This window comes from Chitinophaga sp. (assembly GCF_039596155.1).
Classification (GTDB): Bacteria; Bacteroidota; Bacteroidia; order Chitinophagales; family Chitinophagaceae; genus Chitinophaga.
Genome location: NZ_JBCNKF010000005.1, coordinates 136,786 through 158,868, shown reverse-complemented (window position 1 = coordinate 158,868; position 22,083 = coordinate 136,786). Strand labels below are relative to the sequence as shown.

The 22,083-nt window shown below is 44.0% G+C and carries 25 protein-coding genes; 11 read left to right on the top strand and 14 right to left on the bottom strand.

What is annotated here, in order from left to right; translation table 11 throughout:
- Nucleotides 1-32: 32 nt before the first annotated feature.
- From ABDW33_RS06855 to ABDW33_RS06845, 3 genes are all read right to left on the bottom strand, one after another.
- Nucleotides 33-269 (bottom strand): hypothetical protein, encoded by a 237-nt coding sequence (locus ABDW33_RS06855; RefSeq protein WP_343689324.1) that lies wholly within the window; start codon nt 267-269, stop codon nt 33-35.
- Nucleotides 270-831: 562 nt separating this feature from the next.
- Complete coding sequence (locus tag ABDW33_RS06850; protein WP_343689323.1) at nt 832-2,157, bottom strand: protein kinase; 1,326 nt, start codon at nt 2,155-2,157, stop codon at nt 832-834.
- A 649-nt stretch (nt 2,158-2,806) separates the two neighbouring features.
- Nucleotides 2,807-3,055 carry a hypothetical protein gene (locus ABDW33_RS06845; RefSeq protein WP_343689322.1) on the bottom strand — a complete coding sequence of 83 codons (249 nt, stop codon included), beginning with the start codon at nt 3,053-3,055 and terminating at the stop codon, nt 2,807-2,809.
- Nucleotides 3,056-3,141: 86 nt separating this feature from the next.
- Here ABDW33_RS06845 and ABDW33_RS06840 point away from each other — a divergent pair, with 86 nt between their 5' ends.
- The 3 genes from ABDW33_RS06840 (at nt 3,142) to ABDW33_RS06830 (ending at nt 6,113) form a co-directional block, all read left to right on the top strand.
- Entirely contained in the window at nt 3,142-3,675 is a 534-nt protein-coding gene (locus ABDW33_RS06840) for a DUF4142 domain-containing protein (protein ID WP_343689321.1), read from the top strand.
- Nucleotides 3,676-4,224: 549 nt separating this feature from the next.
- Complete coding sequence (locus tag ABDW33_RS06835) at nt 4,225-5,415, top strand: hypothetical protein (RefSeq protein ID WP_343689320.1); 1,191 nt, start codon at nt 4,225-4,227, stop codon at nt 5,413-5,415.
- A 143-nt stretch (nt 5,416-5,558) separates the two neighbouring features.
- Complete coding sequence (locus tag ABDW33_RS06830) at nt 5,559-6,113, top strand: hypothetical protein (RefSeq protein ID WP_343689319.1); 555 nt, start codon at nt 5,559-5,561, stop codon at nt 6,111-6,113.
- An 11-nt stretch (nt 6,114-6,124) separates the two neighbouring features.
- Here the strand turns inward: ABDW33_RS06830 and ABDW33_RS06825 are convergent, their stop codons facing one another.
- The 4 genes from ABDW33_RS06825 to ABDW33_RS06810 are packed head-to-tail and all read right to left on the bottom strand — an operon-like array spanning nt 6,125 to nt 10,166.
- Nucleotides 6,125-6,574, bottom strand: coding sequence for a hydrogenase maturation protease (locus ABDW33_RS06825; protein WP_343689318.1), 450 nt, complete (start codon nt 6,572-6,574; stop codon nt 6,125-6,127).
- The gene (gene cybH / locus ABDW33_RS06820; RefSeq protein WP_343689317.1) at nt 6,561-7,304 is read right to left on the bottom strand and encodes a Ni/Fe-hydrogenase, b-type cytochrome subunit; all 744 of its coding nucleotides are present in this window, start codon (nt 7,302-7,304) and stop codon (nt 6,561-6,563) included. The genes ABDW33_RS06825 and cybH overlap by 14 nt, the downstream gene beginning before the upstream one ends.
- A gap of 10 nt (nt 7,305-7,314) precedes the next feature.
- The gene (locus tag ABDW33_RS06815; RefSeq protein WP_343689316.1) at nt 7,315-9,039 is read right to left on the bottom strand and encodes a nickel-dependent hydrogenase large subunit; all 1,725 of its coding nucleotides are present in this window, start codon (nt 9,037-9,039) and stop codon (nt 7,315-7,317) included.
- Nucleotides 9,040-9,053: 14 nt separating this feature from the next.
- The gene (locus ABDW33_RS06810) at nt 9,054-10,166 is read right to left on the bottom strand and encodes a hydrogenase small subunit (protein WP_343689315.1); all 1,113 of its coding nucleotides are present in this window, start codon (nt 10,164-10,166) and stop codon (nt 9,054-9,056) included.
- Between the two features lie 134 nt (nt 10,167-10,300).
- Here ABDW33_RS06810 and ABDW33_RS06805 point away from each other — a divergent pair, with 134 nt between their 5' ends.
- Genes ABDW33_RS06805 through hypE form a run of 7 tightly spaced genes read left to right on the top strand, consistent with a single transcriptional unit; the run spans nt 10,301 to nt 16,113 of the window.
- Nucleotides 10,301-10,492: a hypothetical protein gene (locus ABDW33_RS06805; protein ID WP_343689314.1), complete on the top strand. Its 192-nt coding sequence runs from the start codon at nt 10,301-10,303 to the stop codon at nt 10,490-10,492.
- Complete coding sequence (locus tag ABDW33_RS06800) at nt 10,485-10,817, top strand: hydrogenase maturation nickel metallochaperone HypA (RefSeq protein WP_343689313.1); 333 nt, start codon at nt 10,485-10,487, stop codon at nt 10,815-10,817. The genes ABDW33_RS06805 and ABDW33_RS06800 overlap by 8 nt, the downstream gene beginning before the upstream one ends.
- Nucleotides 10,818-10,827: 10 nt before the next feature.
- Entirely contained in the window at nt 10,828-11,538 is a 711-nt protein-coding gene (hypB, locus tag ABDW33_RS06795) for a hydrogenase nickel incorporation protein HypB (RefSeq protein ID WP_343689312.1), read from the top strand.
- On the top strand, nt 11,514-13,691 hold the full coding sequence (gene hypF / locus ABDW33_RS06790) for a carbamoyltransferase HypF (RefSeq protein ID WP_343689311.1): 2,178 nt from the start codon (nt 11,514-11,516) through the stop codon (nt 13,689-13,691). Before hypB ends, hypF begins: the two co-directional genes overlap by 25 nt.
- A gap of 2 nt (nt 13,692-13,693) precedes the next feature.
- Nucleotides 13,694-13,939, top strand: a complete 246-nt coding sequence (locus ABDW33_RS06785) for a HypC/HybG/HupF family hydrogenase formation chaperone (RefSeq protein ID WP_343689310.1) — start codon at nt 13,694-13,696, stop codon at nt 13,937-13,939.
- A gap of 48 nt (nt 13,940-13,987) precedes the next feature.
- Complete coding sequence (gene hypD, locus ABDW33_RS06780; RefSeq protein WP_343689309.1) at nt 13,988-15,076, top strand: hydrogenase formation protein HypD; 1,089 nt, start codon at nt 13,988-13,990, stop codon at nt 15,074-15,076.
- A complete protein-coding gene (gene hypE, locus ABDW33_RS06775) occupies nt 15,073-16,113 on the top strand; it encodes a hydrogenase expression/formation protein HypE (RefSeq protein ID WP_343689308.1) in 1,041 nt (346 codons plus the stop codon). Before hypD ends, hypE begins: the two co-directional genes overlap by 4 nt.
- Before the next feature lie 5 nt (nt 16,114-16,118).
- On the opposite strand, the gene ABDW33_RS06770 is transcribed toward hypE, so the two are convergent.
- Nucleotides 16,119-17,048, bottom strand: coding sequence for a helix-turn-helix transcriptional regulator (locus ABDW33_RS06770; RefSeq protein ID WP_343689307.1), 930 nt, complete (start codon nt 17,046-17,048; stop codon nt 16,119-16,121).
- A gap of 89 nt (nt 17,049-17,137) precedes the next feature.
- Here ABDW33_RS06770 and ABDW33_RS06765 point away from each other — a divergent pair, with 89 nt between their 5' ends.
- On the top strand, nt 17,138-18,241 hold the full coding sequence (locus tag ABDW33_RS06765) for an NAD(P)/FAD-dependent oxidoreductase (RefSeq protein ID WP_343689306.1): 1,104 nt from the start codon (nt 17,138-17,140) through the stop codon (nt 18,239-18,241).
- 53 nt (nt 18,242-18,294) lie between these two features.
- On the opposite strand, the gene ABDW33_RS06760 is transcribed toward ABDW33_RS06765, so the two are convergent.
- The 6 genes from ABDW33_RS06760 to ABDW33_RS06735 all read right to left on the bottom strand — a co-directional run bounded on the left by ABDW33_RS06760 (nt 18,295) and on the right by ABDW33_RS06735 (nt 22,082).
- Complete coding sequence (locus tag ABDW33_RS06760; RefSeq protein WP_343689305.1) at nt 18,295-18,747, bottom strand: SUKH-4 family immunity protein; 453 nt, start codon at nt 18,745-18,747, stop codon at nt 18,295-18,297.
- A gap of 44 nt (nt 18,748-18,791) precedes the next feature.
- The gene (locus ABDW33_RS06755; protein WP_343689304.1) at nt 18,792-19,268 is read right to left on the bottom strand and encodes a hypothetical protein; all 477 of its coding nucleotides are present in this window, start codon (nt 19,266-19,268) and stop codon (nt 18,792-18,794) included.
- 130 nt (nt 19,269-19,398) lie between these two features.
- Entirely contained in the window at nt 19,399-19,572 is a 174-nt protein-coding gene (locus ABDW33_RS06750) for a hypothetical protein (protein WP_343689303.1), read from the bottom strand.
- A gap of 11 nt (nt 19,573-19,583) precedes the next feature.
- Nucleotides 19,584-20,051 carry a hypothetical protein gene (locus ABDW33_RS06745; protein WP_343689302.1) on the bottom strand — a complete coding sequence of 156 codons (468 nt, stop codon included), beginning with the start codon at nt 20,049-20,051 and terminating at the stop codon, nt 19,584-19,586.
- A gap of 140 nt (nt 20,052-20,191) precedes the next feature.
- Nucleotides 20,192-21,109: a hypothetical protein gene (locus ABDW33_RS06740; RefSeq protein ID WP_343689301.1), complete on the bottom strand. Its 918-nt coding sequence runs from the start codon at nt 21,107-21,109 to the stop codon at nt 20,192-20,194.
- Between the two features lie 7 nt (nt 21,110-21,116).
- Entirely contained in the window at nt 21,117-22,082 is a 966-nt protein-coding gene (locus tag ABDW33_RS06735; protein WP_343689300.1) for a hypothetical protein, read from the bottom strand.
- Between the last annotated feature and the right edge of the window lies 1 nt (nt 22,083).

Here is a 22,083-nt window from a genome sequence, read left to right as displayed (position 1 = left end):
ATTTTCACAGGTGCTTTTAAATTATTACCTGATTAATTAGATCTGCTTGCTATCAGATTAGGGTTATCTTTTGCTCTTAAACAAAATACCCCTATTCCCGGACAGTTGTTTTCTGCGTTAGCGGTTGTCCCATATAAAACAGTAGTCCCCCCGGCGGTTAGCCAGTAATGGTTCTCTGCTCTTACATCAGGTTTCTCCTTCATTGCATAAGCTGCTCCCACACCAACTAAAGCAGCCAGCGCTGCGAATACTAATTTCAGTTTGTTCATAAGATTAAATGTTTAAAGTGACAGAAAAAAACGCTTAAGCTGTAATTAGCATCAGACATATTTACCCTTTCCGTAATTACCTACGAACTATGATAGCCATTCCAACCTAATACACTTTTATTGGTTACCGGGAGAATGTTTTCATTCTTCTTATCAGCAACAAGGCTGTAACGCCTGCTGCTACAAAAAATAAATTAAAATAAAGATGCTGTATCCATGTGAACTGAACAATGGCACCGCCACATGAACATGGAATCTTACCAAAATATCTTAATTGTATCAAAATAATATACCCGGTAAACAATATCATCATTCCTGTTGCAATCTTTAAACCCAGAAACCGGGTCTGATCGAGACTCAATAACAATGATACAAGAATCTCAGTAAAAGGGATACCCCATACCAACAGGGGCAGAAACTGAGGGGGAAACGGCTGCTTATGCATTTGTGATACAAATACGTTAAACTCCATCCACTTGCTGACAGCCGCATACATAAACATAGCAATAAACAGTAGGCATACTGCATGAAAAAACAGCATTCTAGTTTTCATAGTATTTTTTTATACCAGTTTTACATTCTCCGGTATGTCGCCTGCCTTTAATAAAGTTATTATTGAGGAAAGAGATGGTCTGTTGGCTGCATCTGGGTCCAGACAAGTTGTAACGACATCTAATAAAGATATTGCTAATCCTGCATTCACCAGCGCATTATATATATTACCTGAAAAACTCTCCGGGTCACCAGGGTTCAGGATCATAAATGCTAATACCACGCCTATGGAATAAATATCATCTTCAGGTGCCGGCTGCTCACCGCGTTTCTGCTGCGGCGACATGAACATAATCGTTCCATACCCGAACGGAGGATCCGGTGTACCAGCCGGCATATAGTATGCTAACTCGAAATCAAGCAGGTATACAATGTCTTCCCGGATAATAAAATTATTGATCTGGATATCCCGATGTAAATATCCCAGTTCGTGCAGTCGTTTAATGATTTCCGTTATCTGAAGAAAGTAACCAAGAATCTTCATTTTGTCAGCAATTGCCAGCTCCCGCCATATGCGATCCTTGTAAATCTCCTGTAATTGCTCGGGCAGCAACTTACCATTAATGTAGCTTGTGATCAGATAGTGATCCTCTCCCTTACTACAAAAATCAATTACCTGTGGAACCGGTAATTCATGTTGTATGGCTTCCAGTACTGATTTTTGCCAGAATAACTTATGCGCTGTCTCCCTTCCATATTTGTCAATAAATGAGGCAGCTCTTGCCTGTTTGATTATACAATGTGTAAATGAAAAATTCTTAATATTCACCCCCAGGTAGATATCTCCCTTCGGGTTAAACCTTAATAACTTAATGGGTATATAATACTTACCTATAATCCCCTTTCTCCGCCGGTTACGATAAACCGCTGGTATGGAATAAGAAGTACCACTATCTAATGACGTATATAACACCTTGCCTATACGAAGACAGTCATAAGGCGTAATACCCTGAAAATCCATCGTTACCAGCTCCAGCTCCCGCGCCAGCTGTACTGCTTGCTTTGCATGATCCGGATAGATCAGGATTACCTTACCCGCTTCTTTAACACCTAAAGTCAGGCCATTACTCTGATCTACCAGCATGCTGTTCTTCAATAACCGATAGGACACTGCATACGCCTTTAATACAGGTATTACCTGATGCAATAATAATTGGGTCTGCTGTGAAAGCACTGAGATATACAAAGTGAAATTATTCCGCATTTCACAATCGCCTACCTCCAGCCAATGCCCACACTCCTGGTAATGTATACCATATAACGACAAATCCCCTGCGAAGTCTTTTACTTCATGTGTACTCAAAGGATACCCTTTGTTCAGTTGAAAAACTGACATACGACCTTAATATCTAAACTTGTTATATAATTGTAGCCTAAAATTAGTTCATCCTGGTCCCTGCGAGCGCTTACAGGCATATATAAAGTTGTTTTAAATCACGGATATAAGAATAAAATACACGTTATCCTCTGAGTTTAGTAAAGTAATTTTTGAGTAGCTAATTTCCCCATCCCCAAATATAAATATTAGTCGAAAAACTAATCGTACGGAATGATAACATATCCCAATTAAAAAGGTTTAGATTTTATGGAAAAAAATTTCATGAATTATTTTCCATAATAATATATATGTTTATATAGTTTTCCTCAGCTGTAGGCGATCTTGATATGTTTTTGCTAACTGACAGGTATACACCCTTTTACGTAATGTTATCTTGTTATAATGCGAGGTAGCCGCAGTCTTGCTAATACGATTTATTTAATACCGTTGTAATGAAATATTAACGGAGAAGTAATAGTAAATGCACATTAAAATGGCATTTTAAATATTGGTAGAATATTAAAATGCCATTTTAACATCCCTTGAATGCCTCCTGATTATGACACCTGCCGTATAGCCCGGCTATAGACTTAAATAAGAGTATCCTCCGGGAAACACTTCTGTAGACATTATTCCCATGATTTTCAAGGATAAGTCCGTAGAAAGATCAATTATCGCCTCTGTCGTGACCGGCCACCTTTACAATTTTATTGTAAATCCCCAGTAACAAAAACGGGGCTGCCCACTGCCCGATAAACAAACTTGTGTGCTTTTTTCTAACACATTGAAACGCAAGTGAAACCCCCATGGCTGCGACAGCAGCTATCAGGAAGGTAGTCGAAGGCACTTTTGAAGTCTGCTTTTCTATCTTTTCTGTTGTCTTGCCTTCTTCAAAGGCTGTGTTCAGATTTTCCATATGAATGAGTTTTGCTTATGCTGTCGTAAATCTGTGCCAGTACCATGGCATGGTTTTAACACCCTTGTTTCAATAATCAATAAATTATGAAGACACTTCATTTCTTACTCTTGTGCTGTGCGTACGGGACCGTTACACTTACTTCATGTGATAATAATGATGACGATACCAATGTAAATCTCTCCGCCAGAGACAGGACATTTATTACAAAAGCAGGCTTCAATAACAAAGCTGAAATTGTAGCCGGTGCAGTCGCGGATTCGATGGGTACAGATTCCACCGTGCGCATGTATGGAAAAATGATGGTCGATGACCATACCACCGCTTACCAGGAACTGGCAGACTATGCGAATAGCTGGAGTGTTAGCATCCCCCAGCAACCAGATTCTATACATATAGCCAAAACGGCCTACCTGCGCACCTTATCCGGGCACATGTTTGATACAGCTTATATCAATGCCCAGGTGAAAGATCACATCGAAACAATCGCTTTATTTCAGACTGAAGCAGATAGTTCTCAAATGACGCAGTTGAAGTCATACGCGGCCAAATATCTGCCTAAGCTGAAAATGCATTTACAGATGGCTGATAGTATTGCTGCTGTGCTCCATGCAAAGTAATTAAAGTATAACCATATGGAAGACTTACATCAAATAATAAATAAAAAACGTACGCTCTGGACTATCCTTGGTATTACCAGTTTACTCCTGATTACTATGCTGATTTCTTTTGCGGTAGTCGTGATTTTTTATCACTGATAGCATATTATTCGCCTGTTGCTGACTGGAAGTGGCTTGCATGTACAAGTGCCGGATCGGGGCAGCTACTGTAGAATGTCGGGAATATACTTTGATCATTATTCTTACCTTCCATAGATGGCGTCCGGTTCGGACGATTTTTCCGGAGGTTTATTGTAGGATATCGAGTAGCAGCCTTTCTTTACGAGTTGCTTTTTGCTTTGAAAACAGTCTGATAGGTACGCCGTAATGGAGTTTGAAAACCATTAAATATTGAATTTCCGGATTCGTATTTTATTGGTAATTTTACGCCGATTACTTTAGTGAGTAGTAATGCCGGATACCTATGGTATGTATATATATCCCTTATTGTTCTATTAGTGTAATACCCAATTTCCATATTTAATAATTTAACTAATTAATTATCCATCTATGAAATCAATTTTTTTGGTTTTAGGCCTTCTGTTTTCTTTCGAATGTGCCGTTAACGCCCAGTATTATGATGACGTTCTTTCCGTGAGTTTGAATACGCAATTAACCAACGGCGTAAAAATTAAAACAAATATCCCTTTTCAGAACAGTGTTGCTATGCCTACTATCATGATAGAGGGGTTCGACTATAATAAGGGTGCTGGTGGTCCTGTCGATCTGAAATTGACCTGGTATGTAATTTCTGACAAGTTTTACAGCGCATTTGTCTCCGCCGGTGGTGCATTGAATCCCCCCGTTACACTTGCAAACGAGAACGGAAAGATCTCAATCTTCCTGGATTACAAGGCCTATTATTTGCGCTTCCATATCCGTGCTTATGCAAAGTCCTTATTGAAAGATTCAGCTGTTAACTATTCTAACTGGTCAGTCGTTGACTCGGCATTGATACCTGAAGCTACTGTTGTGACCAGCGTTCCATATAAGAATGCATTTGCCGGAACCGTATACATGATGGATAGCATTGCCGCCAGCGGGCCAAGATTGGGCATAAATACGACCACCCCCAGGGCTTCTCTTGATGTGGCCACGACCACCACTGATACCATTACATCAGTATTGGGCAGACTTCCCGATGGTAATGCTGCAGGAGATGGGACCTTCCTTGGCGTGAAAGCATATAAGGCGAATGCTTATAATATACCAATGTTTGGTCTCATCAGTAAGTATGGCGGGGCCACGAACTGTGGGGTAATCTTTAACAGGGGACAGATCACCGGTGGTTACCTGACATTTCTGACTAATAATGGTACTGAGAAAATGCGGTTGGATTCAGGCGGAAATCTGTTGATTGGCGTAAAAACAGCCGGTGCTTATAAACTTGCCGTTGCAGGCAACATCGGAGCTAAAAAACTCACTATTACTCAATCCAATTGGGCTGACTACGTATTTAACGCCGATTACAAACTCCCGTCCCTGGCAGAAGTAGAAGCTCACATCAAGGCTAATCACAAACTTCCGGAAATTCCCTCTGAAAAAGAGATCCTGGAAAAAGGCCTGGACGTAGCCGAGATGCAGCGACTACAGATGCAGAAAATAGAAGAACTCACGCTCTACCTTATCGAAGAGCACAACGCCAATGTGCGGCTTCAGCAGGAAGTGGCAACATTAAAAAAGCAATTGGAAAATAAGTAAAACAGCTGACCGGATTTTACTATACAACCGCCGCGATTAAGGGTAGAGAACTTTGTTTAAAAGACTTTTTTTGAAAGGGTAGGTAGCCAGCCTGGTTGAATAAGAAATAAGCAGAATTGCTTATCTTAATGTAAACAATCCAGATGAAGGAGTTCTTTATATTCTTTATAGAAGCCTTTCTCTTCTCTACCCTGACCGTTACCCTGGCAGACCTCCTATGGGATTGGTTTGTAAAAACACCCTTTAGCGACAAAGTCAGGAAATTTACCAAAAGAAGCGGCTATGCCATTTGGTGTATATTCGTAATCCTGAAGTATACAGTGTTCTGGTTCAATGAAGGAACCCCACATCATAGACAGATTCCCGCGGTATACCCCTACGTCGTGGAAAATGGAAGGACCGGTACTTATCTCCGCGATAAATCTGAGAAAGATGTATTGAATTGTAACATCAGCCAGTTTGCTATTAAAGACGGTAAATTCTATTACACCTGTATGGAAAAAGAAAATGAAGTCAGCGTGTTCGATTTTGATAGCAAAGCAATTCGCATGGCCAACAGCGGCCCCGTATTGCGCAACTTCAGTCATCAATATTACTGGTACCATTTTTTCCGTATCGATGTAACTGGTATCATCATATTTGCAGGTCTTCAACTATGGGTAATGATTACATTGCAAAAAAGCCGGTCAGGAGACTGACCGGCTTTCTACTAAACAACACCCCTTATCGATGCTAGTAACAAGGGGATACATTCCTCTATCTCGTTCGTCAATTCCATTCCCTGCTGTTGTATACTTTCAATACTCACAACAAATAAATATAACTCCGGCATCCTGCCCAGCAACTGCAACGCACTCACCAGGTCTTTCAACCCAATATCATGCGCACTGATCTCAGGCGGAAAATCACTGGCATACTTCGGTTGAATGCACCTGATCGTACCCGGTTTCAGTCCATCCAGTGTGGCATCTACCAATATGACCTTTTCATATTGTTCGAAGAACTCCAATAAATGAAATCCTCCCGTACCCCCATCTACCACATCAATCCCCGGTATTTCCTGGGAAATTGCCAGCCGCTGCGCTACATGTACACCAATACCTTCATCTCCCATCAGGTAATTCCCGACTCCTAATAGTAATGTTTTACTTCTTTTCATCTGTGATCACCCTTCTGTCAGGAGCGGTTTTTTTATCTTTCTGAAATGCTTCTTCTTCAATAAATTTCCATCCACCTACCATACTACTGGTCTCACCACGACCTTCCACATAGTCATGATAGAATACCAGGTAAACATGTACCACGACAAACAATATAAAGAACCACATTGTCCAGTGATGTACCTGCCTTACCATAATATCCCCACCCATGATGGCCGGTACCCATGCAAATAATTTGGGTAACCACCAGTTACTCATAGATGCATATAACCCAAACCCTGTGAGTGACTGAATCCCGAAGGCAATGAAGGTGAAGAAATAAATAAGCCCCGCCAGTGCATTATGTCCCACACTCAGGTGCTCTTTCCCTTTGAGTTGTAAGATGTCGATCTTCAACACCTGCCAGATCTCTTTGAAGAAGAACTTTCCCGTTGGAATAAATTGCTTCCAGTTGGCATACTTATTACCTACAAAGCCCCAGTATAAACGGAAAATAAAATTGAAGAAGAAAATATAAGCCGATATAAAATGAATGGCTCTCATCCATCCCATTACAAACCTGTTCGATGCCTCCTGGTGACTACTGATTACCAACGGATTGGAAATGTAAAAACCGGTAATAATAAGTGCCACCATTACCAGTGCATTGAGCCAGTGGTACAGGCGTACCGGCAACTCCCATGTATACACACGTCTGAGCCGGTGTATATGGACATATTTCTTAGCCATAAGTTTGCATTTATGCTTCTAATACACTCACCCTGTTGATATGATTACCATGTTCATCATACAGGTGCACGGCACATGCCAGACATGGATCAAATGAATGCACCGTACGCAGTATTTCCAGTGGCTGCTTTTCATCTGCTACCGGTGTACCCAGCAGCGCCGATTCATAGGCAGATAACTGACCTTTACTATCACGTGGAGATGCATTCCAGGTAGTAGGTACGACAAGCTGGTAGTTGGATATCTTTTTATCCTCTATATTGATCCAGTGTGCAAGTGCACCACGGGGAGCTTCAGCATGTCCTACACCAATGGCTTTTTTAGGCCAGGTATCCGGGTTGAAAAGGTCCATATTTGCCATACGGGTATCCCCTTTTTTTATATTATCTACCAGTTGATAATAGAAGTCCAATGCCCACTGTGATACCAGTGAAGCCTCAAAACCCCTGGCAGCGGTACGACCTAATGTAGAGATCAGCGCAGATGCAGGAATATCCAGTGTCTTTAATGCCCTGTCTACAACCTCTTTAAACTCTTCACGACCACGGGCGTAACCAACCAGCACACGTGCCAGCGGCCCTACTTCCATCGCATGTCCCTGCCAGCGGGGCGTTTTCAGATAGCTATAAGCCTGTGACATATCCAGGTGTTCGAAGGGCGGTTTAGGACCCGTGTAGTTGATCTTGCTTTCTCCTTTCCAGGGGTGCAAGCCAATATCTTTCCCGCCTTTGTATTCGTACCAGCTATGTGTAATAAATTCCTGCACATCACCATCTTTCCGTAAGTCTACCTCGTAGAGTTTACTCAGGTCTTTGTTTAATATCACGCCAGGAGGGAACTTGTAGGAAGATGTATCGCGATAGCCATTCCATGGCAGATCCCCGTATACCATAAAGTTACCCAGCCCTCCGCCGATGCTGCCCCATTCTTTATAATAAGACGCAATCGTCATCAGGTCGGGAATGTACACTTGTTCGATGAAGGTCTTCGCCTCGTCAAGAATATTTTTTACCAATGACAACCTTTCCGCGTTGATACCGCTTACATCGTCTATTCCGATGGCACACGCCATTCCTCCCACCAGGTAATTAGGGTGGGGATTCTTACCCCCGAAAACGGCTTGTACTTTCACAACTTCTTTCTGCCATTCCAGCGCTTCGAGATAATGTGCAAGACCGATCAGGTTTACTTCAGGAGGTAACTTATAAGCCGGGTGTCCCCAGTATCCGTTAGAAAAAATACCCAACTGGCCGCTGTCTACAAGCTTCCTGATTCTTGCCTGCAAGTCGCTGAAGTAACCAGGAGAGCTTTTCGGCCATTTGGATATTTTCTGTGCCAGCGTGGATGTCTTTTGTGGGTCTGCTTTTAAAGCATTCACAACATCTATCCAGTCCATGGCATGGAGATGATAGAAATGGACAACGTGGTCATGCATAAAAGACGTGCAATACATAATATTGCGTACCAGTTCAGCGTTGGGCGGGATGGTGATATTCAAAGCGTCTTCTACGGATCTTACAGAAGTAAGTGAATGTACCGAAGTACATACCCCGCACACACGGCCTACGATAGCCCATGCATCCCGGGGATCACGGTTCCGGAGTATCTCTTCCAGCAGACGGACCATAGTACCGCTACTGTAAGCATCTTTTATTTTTCCATTTTCTATTTCAGCTTCAATACGAAGGTGTCCCTCTATCCTGGTAACAGGATCTACGACAATTCTTTTATTCATAATGGTGGAATTTCTCAGTGATCCAATTCTTTTTCTTCTTTTCTGCCTTCATCTTCCAGCATATGGATGTTTTCCTTCTTCCGGATATTAGTCATGATAGCATGGCCCAGTACACCGGCGCCGGTAGCAGCAAGGGCAATACCACCTACTACATCAGCAGTGGCTTCGATCCCAAATCCTGCAAATGCAGACGCCCGCTCATACAAGCGTCCGTTGTCCCAGTAATTTTCTTCACTACATCCTATACATCCATGGCCAGACTGGATAGGGAAGCTGGTGCCCCCATTCCATTTCGTGACGCCACAGGCATTGTAAGTAACCGGGCCTTTGCAGCCTACCTTATATAAACAATATCCTTTTTTTGCATTTTCGTCATCAAAGCTCTCCACATACAATCCTGCATCAAAGAACGGTCTGCGATAGCAGGTGTCATGAATACGTTTGCTATAGAAAGCCTTTGGTCTTCCTAAAGCATCCAGTTGGGGAATACGGTCAAAGGTGACGAGATGCACGATCACACCTGCCATTACTTCGCCGATTGGCGGACAGCCTGGTACTTTAATAATGGGTTTTCCTTTCACAAGTTTGTGAATAGGTGTCGCAGCTGTTGGATTTGGCCTGGCAGCCTGTACACAACCATTGCAGGCACAGCTACCCCAGGCAATGACTGCTTTGGCACCGGCGGCGGCTTCTTCCAGGATCTGCATGGACGTTTTACCACCAATCATGCAGTATACACCATCTGCTTCTACAGGCACACTACCCTCCACACAAAGGATGTATTCTCCTTTATATTTGTTCATAGTGTTTTGCATAGCTGCTTCTGCCTGGAAACCAGATGCTGCCATCAGGGTTTCTGTGTAGTCCAGCGATATCTGGTCTAGCAGAATATCTGCTACAATAGGATGGGAAGACCGGATAAAGCTTTCGCTGCAACAGGTACATTCCTGGAAATGTAGCCAGATCACCGGGATCCTGGGCTTGCTGGCCATCGACTTTGCAATCTGGCCGACTGCAGACCGTTCTAACCCCATGAAAGCTGCCATCATAGTGGCAAATTTCATAAAGTCGCGCCGGCTGTAGCCCTTATTTTTCATTTCGTCGTAATACGTTAAAGGCTGGCTCATGAGCATATGTTTAGCGTCATTGAAGTTATTGCAAATGGCCGGGTCTGGAGATGACAACCATCAGAATCACGGCTGATCCTTGTTACAATTTTTACGGCAATTCAATCTTTACTTTGAGGGTACAAACGAGCCCAATGAAAAGATCACTATTACTCTCAATCATTTTACTGCCATTAATAGCGTCGGCACATCCCGGTCATGGAACCACTGAAGGCTTTACAATCATCCACTACTTTACAGAATGGAACCATGCTGTGTTTACATGGCCGGTGATACTGCTGACAATTGGATTAATAAGAAGAGCAACGAGAACCAGGAATGCATGAGTTGTCCATTGTAATGGGCATCATTGATGTGGTCACGGAATATGCAAAAGGGGCACCCGTCAAAGAGGTAACACTGGATATTGGTTGCCTCACGACAATAGAGATGTTTGCCTTTGATATGGCCTGGAAACAGGCCGTGAAAGGTACGCTCCTGGAGAAAGCTACTTTGGATATAAACCGGATAGAAGGAAGGGCTGTTTGCCTTGAATGCGGGAAGGAATTTACCATTGCGGAAGTCTATGATGCCTGTACCGGCTGCGGCAGTCACCTCATACATATTGTGAATGGGAAAGAGTTGAAGGTACGTTCATTGATCATTTTTTAAATTTTAAGTTATGTGCGCCACTTGTGGATGCGATACACATACTCATAATCATAGTCATTCTCATACGCACGATGAGAAACATATAGCTGTAGAGAAAGACGTTTTGTATGAGAATAATTTATTGGCGGCAAGGAATCGTGGGTTTTTCGATGCAAAGAACATTCTCGCGATCAATCTGGTCAGCTCACCGGGGTCAGGAAAGACGACATTATTAGAACGGACATTAACAGACCTGAAGGAAGCGGTGACTTTTAGCGTAATCGAGGGGGATCAGCAAACCACCCGTGATGCTGACCGGATACATGCCACTGGTACAAAAGTCGTTCAGATCAATACCGGAAAAGGTTGCCATCTGGATGCACACATGGTCATGCACGCTTTGCAGGGGATGCATCCACATGAGAATGGTATATTGTTCATTGAGAATGTTGGCAACCTCGTTTGCCCTGCTATGTTCGATCTGGGAGAGAAAGAAAGAGTTGTCGTAATGAGTGTAACAGAAGGAGATGACAAACCGTTGAAATATCCGGATATGTTCCACACATCTCAGCTGTGCATTATTAATAAAATAGATTTATTGCCCTACGTCCCCTTTTCTCTTGATAAGGCAATTTCAAATGCAAAACGGATCAATCCGAAACTGGAAGTGATCACCTTAAGTTGCACTTCAGGAGAGGGACTGGATAAATGGTATCAATGGCTGGAATCAAAAAAATCGTGAATTCGTATCATATCCATATCAGCGGTCGTGTACAGGGAGTAGGCTTCCGACCATTCGTGGCCCGGGTAGCAAAAGACCTGCATATACTGGGAGCGGTAAGCAATAGTCCGGATGGAGTACATATTGCGTTCAACGCGTCGGCAGGGGAAGCTGCTCATTTTTATAACACTATTATTTCGCACCCTCCCGTACACGCCCTGATCACTCATCACCATATGCGACCAGCGCCATTGTTTCCCTTTACCTCTTTCACGATTTTACCTGGTACAGCTGCTTCAGCTACCAGTCTTTTACTGACGCCGGATATTGCGCTTTGCGATACCTGTAGAAAGGAGTTGGACAATAGTTCCAACCGGCGTTATCAATATGCTTTTACTACCTGTACAAATTGTGGTCCACGGTATTCCATCATGCGGGCATTGCCCTATGAACGTGAGCATACCAGTATGTCGCACTTACAGCAGTGCACAGATTGCAATGACGAATATCTGAATAGTGCCGACAGGCGTTTTCATAGCGAAACGAATTCCTGTCCTGAGTGCGGTGTGCCTATGTATGGTCCATCATTGCGGGAGGTTGACGACTGCCTGCGGCGTGGTGGGATTGTGGCGGTCAAAGGCATCGGGGGATATTTATTGCTGTGCGATGTGTCGCAGGCTTCGGCCATGCGTGCAAAGAAAAACAGGCCACAAAAGCCTTTTGCCGTGTTATATCCTACACTGGATCGGGCTGCTGAAGATGTGTATCTCACTGCGCAGGAATCATTGGAACTATTAGGACCTGTAGCGCCCGTAGTGTTATGTAAACTTAGAAAGCCTGCTGAAGATATAGCGCCGGGACTGGACAGACTGGGCGTATTATTGCCCTACTCACCACTATTACACCTTATTTCTTCAAAATATGATGCACCGTTGATCTGCACGAGTGCAAACGGAAGTGGCGTACCTATTATTTATAAGGATGAAGATGCAGCAGGTATCGCAGACCTGGTGTTGAGTTTTGACAGGGAGATCGTTTTTCCACAGGATGATAGTGTCATTTGCTTTACATCGAAAGGACGCCGCATTATTCTCAGGGGCGGACGCGGATTAGCACCTGTCTATCTGCATAAACACAGCCGAGATGGTGTACTCGCTATGGGGGCGGAATTAAAGAGCACATTTGCGCTCACCGGCGAAGATTACTGGCTGGTCAGCCAGTACCTGGGTAGCCACGGTACGCTGGAAACCGAAGAACGCTTCGAAGGAACATTACAAAATTTATTACAACTATTACATAAACGACCAGTACAGATCCTTACGGACATGCATCCCGGTTATTTCGTTTCCAGACTTGGAAAACAAATGGCTGAGCTATCCGGCGCTACACTGACGACCATACAACATCATAAAGCGCATTTTGGAGCGGTACTGGCAGAAAATAACCTGTTACAGCAACGGCATCCTGTGTTGGGCATTATATGGGATGGTGCCGGTTATGGTGAAGATGAACAGATATGGGGTGGGGAAGTTTTTGTATATAAAGAAGGTCAGATGAAGCGGGTGGGACACCTTGATTATTTTCCTCAGTTAATGGGAGATAAAATGAACAAAGAACCACGGTTGTCGGCATTGGCTTTATTGCAAAACTTCCCCGGGCGGCACGGCATTATCAGGCATTATTTTAATGACCAGGAGTGGCGTTATTACCATCAGTTGTTACAAGGACATATTGCATTAAAGACCAGTAGTATGGGTCGTCTGCTGGATGGCATTGCCGCGATACTGGGCGTTACAGGCATCAACACCTACGAAGGAGAAGCCGCTATGAAGATGGAAGCCGGTATCGGAGAGGTGGTCACTCATACTTATTATGATATGCCGATTCATGGCGATGTTATACAATGGAGGCCGCTGATCCTGGGTGTGATTGCTGATGTGGAAAGAGGGATGGATAAAAGAGAAATTGCTTACAAAGTCTATTATTCGCTGGCACACCTGGTAACGAAGTTGAAGCTGCATTTTAAGACAGAGAAAGTAGCTTTTAGTGGTGGTGTGTTTCAGAGCCCTTTGCTGGCAGGAATGCTGCAGGGACATTTTCATAGAAAACTGAGTCCAAACGATGAATGTATTGCAGCCGGACAACTGGCTTGCTTTAGTCTACAAAACGATTAATTATGTGTCTGGCTATACCGGGAAAAGTCATTGCCATTCATGAAGGGGAAGATGCGTTGTTCAGAAAGGGCAAAGTCTCTTTCAGTGGCATTACAAGAGAGGTAAGTCTCTGTATGGTGCCGGAAGCGGCTTTGGGTGACTATGTGCTGGTACATGTAGGGGTAGCAATTGGTATCGTGAATGAAGAAGAGGCAAAGCAAATCTTCTCCTATCTTGAAAAAATGGGTGATCTAGAGGAGTTATTGTGAATATGTTATGCATTGAAGAATTATGCTTCAGTAAATAGAGGATCTATTATGAAATACATCAGTGAATATCGCGATCCGGAGCTGGTAAAAAAGTATCTGCAGGAATTGCACCGTGTCACAACACGGCCATGGACGCTGATGGAAATCTGCGGAGGACAGACACATAGTTTAGTGAAGAATGGACTGCTGGATATGTTGCCCTCCTATATTAACATGGTGCATGGCCCGGGCTGTCCGGTGTGTGTGACAAGTGTGAGTGTGCTGGACGAAGCTTTATGGCTGGCGCAGCAACCGGATGTGATCTTTTGTTCATTTGGAGATATGCTGCGGGTACCGGGGTCCTCACAAAGTTTGTTGCATGCAAAGGCTGCCGGAGCGGATGTACGTATCCTGTATTCTCCGCTTGAAGCCGTACAACTGGCGGTTGAAAACCCCGCTAAAGAAGTGGTGTTCTTTGCGGTGGGATTTGAAACAACAGCACCGGCGAATGCACTTTCAGTGGTGCAGGCGGCAGCAAGAGGCGTGACAAACTATAGTATCCTGGCTTCACATGTTTTGGTACCACCTGCAATGGAAGCTATTCTCGCAGATCCTGATAATGTAATTGATGGTTTTCTGGCAGCAGGTCATGTATGTACCATCATGGGTACAACTGAATATGATCCGATTGCAGCAAAATATAAAGTGCCTATTGTAGTCACAGGTTTTGAACCGGCTGACTTGCTGCAGGGAATCCTGATGACGGTGACGCAATTAGAGAAGGGGACATATAAAGTTGAAAATCAATATGCACGCATGGTGGCGAGAGAAGGAAATGCGATGGCGATGAAGGCGATCCATGAAGTGTTTGAAGTAAGTGACAGGATATGGCGGGGAATTGGTCCTATTCCCGACAGTGGATATGAGGTGAAGGATGCCTATAGCAATTATAATGCAAGATTAAAGTTTCATATGCAGTTACCTGCCAGAGAGGAAGACCCCGATTGTATTAGTGGTGATATAATGCGGGGATATAAAAAACCAGTGCAATGCCCGGCCTTCGGAAGCAGGTGCAAGCCAGCGCATCCTTTGGGGGCACCGATGGTGAGCAGCGAAGGGGCATGTGCCGCTTATTACCAATATAAAAGTTCAGTATGAATGTAAATTGTCCTTTACCTGTTAATGGCGTTTCCGGGATCATCACTTTAGGACATGGTAGTGGTGGATTGATGACGCATCAGTTGCTGCAAACGGAGATATTTGATCTGTTGCATAATGATTGGCTGGATCAGCAGCATGATGGGGCGACTTTTTCATTGAATGGAAAGGTGGCTTTCAGTACGGATAGTTATGTGGTATCCCCATTGTTTTTCCCGGGAGGGAATATAGGAGACCTGGCTATCAATGGCACAGTGAATGACCTGGCAATGTGCGGGGCGATGGCACGCTACCTTTCATTGTCATTTATCATAGAAGAAGGTTTGGAGCTCTCCCTGTTCAGGGAAGTACTGCAGCATATAAAGGCGGCGGCACAGGCGGCAGGCGTGGCTATTGTGACGGGCGATACAAAGGTGGTGGAAAGAGGAAAGGGCGATCAGTTATTTATAAATACATCAGGGATCGGACATATACATCCGCGGGCACAGATCCATCATAACAGGATTGTGCCTGGAGATGTGGTGATTGTGAGCGGGGAGATAGCGACCCATGGTATGGCAATCATGAGTGTGCGGAAGGGACTGGAATTTGAGACGGCAGTGTGTAGTGATACAAGGCCTTTGCATGAGATGGTGGGAAAATTGCTGGATTGTTTTGGAGAACAGGTGAAGTTTTTGCGGGATCCGACAAGGGGTGGATTGGCGTCTGTACTGAACGAGATGACGGAGGCGACCAGGCAGGGTGTGATGATGGAGGAGAGCAGGCTACCTTTGAATGAGCAGGTGGCAGCGGCGTGTGAAATGTTAGGACTGGATCCTTTGTATGTAGCGAATGAAGGCATCATGGTCGCGATTGTAAGTGCAGAAGTGGCGCCGGCAGTGTTAGCTGCCTTGAAGGGGATGAAGGGCGGAGAGCAGGCTGCGATCATTGGCAGGGTGACAAAGGAACATGCAGGGAAGGTGGTACTGGAGAGCAGGATTGGTGGACACAGAGTGGTAAATTTCTTACCGGGTGAACAATTGCCGAGGATTTGCTAGATGATTTAATTTGCATAGGAATATTTCTTGGGTTTCATCCCAATATGTTTTTCGAATAATCTTGTAAAATGGCTAAGATTATTAAAGCCTAGTTTATATCCCGCTTCTGACACAGATAATTGTTGTTCTTTGATCAGATACGCAGCTTCCTTCATACGCAGCGTCTGGTAATAATTATAAATGCTATCCCCAAAGATCTGTTTAAATAATCGTTGTATTTTACTTTCACTCATACCTGATTCCAGGGCAAGTAATCTGACATTGGGCGTTACACTCAGGTCTTTAATCACTTCATTTCTTACACCGTAAATGATTTTTACGTCGTCACCATTCAGTGCGTAATGAGTAGTATGTTGTCTTTTTTGTAATTCTACAAAGAAAAGGTAAATCAGTGCTTCTGCTTTGAGCCGGAGATAGAAATTTAGTAGCGCTTCCGGTGCCTGCGGGGTGATGATATCTGCTGCCACGTTTTGAATTTCAGGTGAGATGATTTCTTCGTAGAGGTAGGTGTGCTGTTGTAACAGGGAATGATAATTGAGCAATTCTTTCAACAGGTTGCCTTCTATCGAGATCATGATGGTGCTGATGAGGGTATTGGCAGGGAAAATGACTTCCATAGGAAGGTCGGGAGAAGGGAGCTGAACGGCAGGCAGGAGGCGGATGTCTCCTTTGCGGGGTTGGGTATTATGGAAGGCCAGGGTAAGGGTATCGGGCGATTCTCCCCCGCGGCTTCTTCTGAAGACCAGTTCTTCCTTTAATTCATAATGGTGCAGCATCATGCGGAGGTTGGGCCCAAAGTCAAATCCTTTCATATAGCCTGTACCCAGCGATGATGGAAGTGAGATGTGCCCTTTGGCTATGATGGTGCTACCGGTGGCTTCCACGAAGGCCCGCATGGCACCGATGCGTTCGTGTGAATTAAATTCAAACACCATTTCTGACTGATTGGGACTATTTTTTGCACGAATCTACCTATTTTATTCGAATGGCGTTAGGGAACTTTGTGTCATTAAAATGAAATGCTATGAAAAAAATAGCCATTATAGGCGGGGGGCCTGGCGGCCTGACCTTAGCCCGCCTGCTACAGGTAAAGGGTTTTACATCGGTAACAGTCTACGAAAGGGATGTAAATAAAGAAGCACGGGTACAGGGAGCCACGCTGGATCTGCATGAAGAGTCTGGTCTGGCTGCGTTGCAGGAAGGCTTATTGATGGAACCGTTTATAGCGAATTACCGGCCGGGGGCAGATAAAATGAGGATACTGGATAAAGACGCGAATATCATCGCAGACGAGCATGCAGGTAAGAAGGATGAAACGAGGCCGGAAATAGACCGGGGACCTTTGCGTAAGATCCTGTTGGAGTCGCTGACGGAAGATACAGTGGTATGGGATAGCCAGTTTGCCGATATGGAGAAAAGTGGCGACGGTTGGTTGCTGCATTTTAAGAATGGTACCACGTCGTACGCGGATCTGGTGGTAGGTGCCGATGGCGCAAATTCAAAGATAAGGCCGTTTATAACCCCAATAAGACCATTTTTTGTAGGAATGACAGCGCTGGAAGGAAGTGTGTATGATGCGGAGAATATCGTGCCTGAAATGTTTGAATTGGTAAAAGGAGGTAAGTTGTTCATATTGGGAGATAGTAAGACGCTTATTGTGAGCGCGAAGGGAGACGGTACGCTGTCATTTTATGCAGGATTTAAATCGTCAGCGGATTGGACATTGAATGGGAACTTGTTGGATTGGTACAGGCGTGAGTTTAAAGGGTGGGCGCCTGTATATGAGACATTGTTTGCGAATGTGTCCGGCGGGTTTATTCCGAGGCCACAGTATTGTATGCCGTTAGATCAGGACTGGGAGGCATTGCCGAATGTAACGATATTGGGAGATGCTGCTCACCTCATGCCACCTTATGCTGGAGAAGGGGTGAATATGGCCATGTTGGATGCATTGGAGCTGAGTAGATGTCTGGTGAAGCATAAGAATATGCAGGAAGCGATTGAAGTATACGAAAGGGAGATGAGAAAGCGGGCGTCAGCAACGGCGGCAATGACGTTGACGCAGACGGAGTTATTGCATAGCCCGGAGGCGATACGGAATATGATGGAGATAGTGGGACATGTATGATTGGGCCATCGGTGGCCTGCATGTCATCTTTATAAAGACAATTGAAAGGCAAACTATTGTAAGGCTATTTGTTTCAGAATAAGACTCCAGAAGCTATCAGGATTTTCGATGGCGCTGGGGTCTTCCTGTTTGATATAGTTTGCCAGGTTTTCTTTATCGTGTTCGTAATGGTAGAGTAGGGTAAGAAACGCCTGTAGGTTTTTATTGACATATACAGGTGTATCATTGTCGATGTTGCAGACAGCACCTGTATTTTCTTCTAACGCGATGGGGTGAATGATTTCCCACCTGTAAGCGATGGGTAGGTAGGTGTTGTTGTGTATGGTAACAGGGGACGCTTCGCCGAGAAAGTGAATGTCGAGCGGCAGATGGTGGCTATCGGGAAGTCCGGTATCGGTGAGCCAGGTTTTTGTTTCGGGCGGGAGTGTGATATGGGAGAGGTGGCTTTCCGTGAATACATGTGCACCGGTGAAATAGAGTTCCTGAAGTTGTTCAATGGTAAGCATGGGTAATTAAATTTAAAGATAGGGGAGCAATAGTTGCGCCGGATTTATTTTCGGGTGGCTGGTGTTGCTGTGGTTTCCCAGTCTTTTTGAATGAGGGCCTGGGCGATCCAGATGGGGAGTAGCAATAATATTGGTAATGTGCTGCTGATTTCGGAATTGTTTCGGAAGAGGGGGACAAGAACAATTGGCAGCGTAAACAATGCGCTTACAATCCAGTTGAATCGGATAGCCCATTTTTTCCCCATCCATAATAAAAATGGGACAATGAAGATAACCAGGCCTAGCAGGAAGACATAAAAATATTCTATGAAGAATGCTATTTTCTGGTTAGGGTTGAGGTCGAGGGAAACGCTGTAATTTTCGAGGATGTAGTTGATGTAGAAGAGGATGCTGATAGCAATTGTTACGCCTGATATCATGGCAATCCAGCAGTAGATCCTGGCCCATAACGGGAGGAGCAGGCGGCGGTGCCGGATGGTTTTGAGTCCAAAGTTGTCTTCGAAAATTGTGGGTTGTTCCATGGGGATAAATGTAGGGATAAATATGGAACATGGCTTTAAAAGATATGATTCATTGATTGCTGTTGAATGCTTTTTAATTTGAAGGAGTATATTCAAAAATAATCTCGGAATTATTTAAATGATTCTGAGATTATTTTGAGCGTGACAGTCTTGTAGGGAAAGGATTTTCTTTCAATGTACGCATTGCCTGTTCAGTTTTTTTGATAATAAAAGGACTTTTGCGGATGGCTTCTTCTGTAATGCTCAGCTTCCCTACCACAGGTCTTACTTTATTACCTGAAAATTTAGAATGTTTTAATGACATATTTCCTGAATTTAATTCAAATATAAATTTTTCTTAGTAACCATGAATGCCTCATAATTTGTTCCGGGCTCAAATTCCCGCCAGTTAAAATTTTTAAGACCATATATGTCGAAATATTCCTTAATCTCCTCATGGTTAGCATTTATTCCCATTTGATATAATCTTGTTCTGGAGGCAGTACTCCCTTCCGCATGAATAGCAATTTCTCCATAATAATCAATTACATCTTTTACAGTAATTGCAACTGTTGCCAGAATTTTATCTCTATCAAAATTATTTGATATTGATAAGTCGTTAATGATTTGATTAGATTCATCTAAATCACCAAATGCAAGATTATAGACAGGGATGTCATCTTTCCATTTCCCAATTTCGACATAATCGACAATTTTTTTAATTGTACCATTTGGTCCTTTACTCTGAAATTCGAAGCTGGTAAAGGTTTTATTTGCCTTATAAGGATACCGCTCTTTTTGCATAGTTCACGAATATACCCCCTCCCCACCATTTTCCCACCGTTCACTTTCGTTCATTTTCCCTCCTCATCCACATCCACTCAAAATAAGAACGCCCTGCTAAAAAGCAGAGCGCCCAACATCAAAATGCAACAGCATAGGTCCTACTTCCCCACCCAACTAAACGGGTTCCCATCTATAAATAACACTCTCCCTCCCTTCACCGCTCCAAACCAAACCTGGTAATCTACCGCCTTTCCCTCTATATCCGTATAATGCATATGCCAGTTATCCGTCAATGTATAACTTCCCTTCGAACTCGCCTTCGCAAAACTCGTACTCCCTCCACCACTATTCGCCACATATAACACCCATGAATAACCCTTTCCACCGGTAAACGTAAACTCCTCCGTTGCACTGTAACTACTCATCCCCACTCCCAAACCAGTATACATACTATAATAAAAAGTATTCGACCCGAAATTATTCGTCCACTTCCCCGTACTCTCCACATCCGTAGTCGCCACTGCAAACCGGTTATAATTTGCCATCACCCTCACAGGCCCCCACCACGCTGTCGTGGTTGACCAGATGATTGTAGCCGGATCAAATCCATACTGTGCAATGAATGTATTTTTATCAGGCGTTACCACCTCTATCCAACCGGAATTCCCTTTCTTAAACAACGCCACAAACACGCGCTTCCCGGAACTGTTTTCCGTCACCGTCGCATATCCCAGGTACGACCGTTCATAATCCAAAGAAGGCGACACCACCTTATATCCCTCCAGGTTACTATACCGCGGCGCCACCAGGATATTCCAGGCATTATTTACTAATGGCTCCGGATCTGCAGCGATATTTGTACTTGCCTGCGCATAATGCAGGTATACTTTCACATCCCCTTTCGTTACCTCCACCCAGTCATCCTTCAATGTACTCGTCCAGCCATCATTCCAATTCGTTATTGTATATTGATACGTAGGTGTTTTTATTTCTGTAGCAACTGTATTCGTATCATCCTTTTTGCTACACGACGCAAGCACCATTGTCGATGCCAGCAGTAAGAATATGTTATTCATAAATTTATTATTTAGGTGTGTATCCAATTCCTTTTACCTTTTCAGGCGCAAAGAAGTAATTATAGATATATGTAAAGTTGATATGCTCCGTCATCGCTTTATAAATAGCATATCCTTTTTCCGGGTCCTGGGCTGTATGATATTGAAAACAAACCGACACCCACAAAGGCTGTGCTTTGCATCGCGCTATCGTGGCTGCTGTCAGTTTATACACAGGATAATTTTGTTTGTAAGTCTCCTGGAATGCCCATGTATGTGGATCGAAAATATCCGGATCTGTTTCAAAACTGGTTTCCCTGCACTGCAGCGCATTAATAACAGCCGGCTCATTCAAAGAAGTCCGATGTCTGATTTGTAGTTGTTTTATTTTATTCTTCCAGTATTCATCTGTTGCTGCCGCCAGTGCTTTTTCTAACAATTCCCCTTTTGTAACCGGCGTAAATGGCAACTGGTTGCCCGGTGCCAGAAAAACAGTCAGCCAGTCGTTCACCCGTGTAATGTAAGGATAGGCATTCGGCGTAATGCGGGGATTGCTTCCCTTCCGCTGGTCGTAAAACCATTTTGTTGCTGCATATCCATCCGGCGGCCAGGTGAAATACATGTCCTGCCCCGGTTTATTGATAAAATCTATTACATAACTTCCCGGTACCGCATTTACATCGATATAAAAAGTTTCGTTGGTTTCTCCCTCCGGCTTAGGTTGCCCATTTGCATCCGGCTTTGCACTTATTTGCCAGGTGTCAAAAGCAACGCCATACCGCCAGTCTAAATTATATCGCTGGTAAGACCCCAGGTATTTCACCCCGGGAGTATAACTTTTCTTCGCCCAGTCCACAAACAGATTTAAAATCGCTGTCTTCCCGGGATCTCCCCCCGGCTTCAGCTTATCATAGCGGTTTGCCGGCCACCACCCCTGTGCTGACAAGGTAACAGGCATGGCCAGGAACAGTACCGGTAACAAGAACTTTTTCATG

Coding starts and splice junctions, on each gene's coding strand:
- ABDW33_RS06810 (WP_343689315.1), bottom strand. CDS start 10,166: ATGAGCCAGCCTTTAACGTATTACGACGAAATGAAAAATAAGGGCTAC.
- ABDW33_RS06835 (WP_343689320.1), top strand. CDS start 4,225: ATGAAATCAATTTTTTTGGTTTTAGGCCTTCTGTTTTCTTTCGAATGT.
- ABDW33_RS06800 (WP_343689313.1), top strand. CDS start 10,485: ATGCATGAGTTGTCCATTGTAATGGGCATCATTGATGTGGTCACGGAA.
- ABDW33_RS06785 (WP_343689310.1), top strand. CDS start 13,694: ATGTGTCTGGCTATACCGGGAAAAGTCATTGCCATTCATGAAGGGGAA.
- hypE (WP_343689308.1), top strand. CDS start 15,073: ATGAATGTAAATTGTCCTTTACCTGTTAATGGCGTTTCCGGGATCATC.
- ABDW33_RS06815 (WP_343689316.1), bottom strand. CDS start 9,039: ATGAATAAAAGAATTGTCGTAGATCCTGTTACCAGGATAGAGGGACAC.
- ABDW33_RS06805 (WP_343689314.1), top strand. CDS start 10,301: ATGAAAAGATCACTATTACTCTCAATCATTTTACTGCCATTAATAGCG.
- ABDW33_RS06850 (WP_343689323.1), bottom strand. CDS start 2,157: ATGTCAGTTTTTCAACTGAACAAAGGGTATCCTTTGAGTACACATGAA.
- cybH (WP_343689317.1), bottom strand. CDS start 7,304: ATGGCTAAGAAATATGTCCATATACACCGGCTCAGACGTGTGTATACA.
- ABDW33_RS06840 (WP_343689321.1), top strand. CDS start 3,142: ATGAAGACACTTCATTTCTTACTCTTGTGCTGTGCGTACGGGACCGTT.
- ABDW33_RS06755 (WP_343689304.1), bottom strand. CDS start 19,268: ATGGAACAACCCACAATTTTCGAAGACAACTTTGGACTCAAAACCATC.
- ABDW33_RS06760 (WP_343689305.1), bottom strand. CDS start 18,747: ATGCTTACCATTGAACAACTTCAGGAACTCTATTTCACCGGTGCACAT.
- ABDW33_RS06735 (WP_343689300.1), bottom strand. CDS start 22,082: ATGAAAAAGTTCTTGTTACCGGTACTGTTCCTGGCCATGCCTGTTACC.
- ABDW33_RS06740 (WP_343689301.1), bottom strand. CDS start 21,109: ATGAATAACATATTCTTACTGCTGGCATCGACAATGGTGCTTGCGTCG.
- ABDW33_RS06845 (WP_343689322.1), bottom strand. CDS start 3,055: ATGGAAAATCTGAACACAGCCTTTGAAGAAGGCAAGACAACAGAAAAG.
- ABDW33_RS06825 (WP_343689318.1), bottom strand. CDS start 6,574: ATGAAAAGAAGTAAAACATTACTATTAGGAGTCGGGAATTACCTGATG.
- hypF (WP_343689311.1), top strand. CDS start 11,514: ATGGCTGGAATCAAAAAAATCGTGAATTCGTATCATATCCATATCAGC.
- ABDW33_RS06750 (WP_343689303.1), bottom strand. CDS start 19,572: ATGTCATTAAAACATTCTAAATTTTCAGGTAATAAAGTAAGACCTGTG.
- ABDW33_RS06855 (WP_343689324.1), bottom strand. CDS start 269: ATGAACAAACTGAAATTAGTATTCGCAGCGCTGGCTGCTTTAGTTGGT.
- ABDW33_RS06770 (WP_343689307.1), bottom strand. CDS start 17,048: ATGGTGTTTGAATTTAATTCACACGAACGCATCGGTGCCATGCGGGCC.
- hypB (WP_343689312.1), top strand. CDS start 10,828: ATGTGCGCCACTTGTGGATGCGATACACATACTCATAATCATAGTCAT.
- ABDW33_RS06745 (WP_343689302.1), bottom strand. CDS start 20,051: ATGCAAAAAGAGCGGTATCCTTATAAGGCAAATAAAACCTTTACCAGC.
- hypD (WP_343689309.1), top strand. CDS start 13,988: ATGAAATACATCAGTGAATATCGCGATCCGGAGCTGGTAAAAAAGTAT.
- ABDW33_RS06830 (WP_343689319.1), top strand. CDS start 5,559: ATGAAGGAGTTCTTTATATTCTTTATAGAAGCCTTTCTCTTCTCTACC.
- ABDW33_RS06765 (WP_343689306.1), top strand. CDS start 17,138: ATGAAAAAAATAGCCATTATAGGCGGGGGGCCTGGCGGCCTGACCTTA.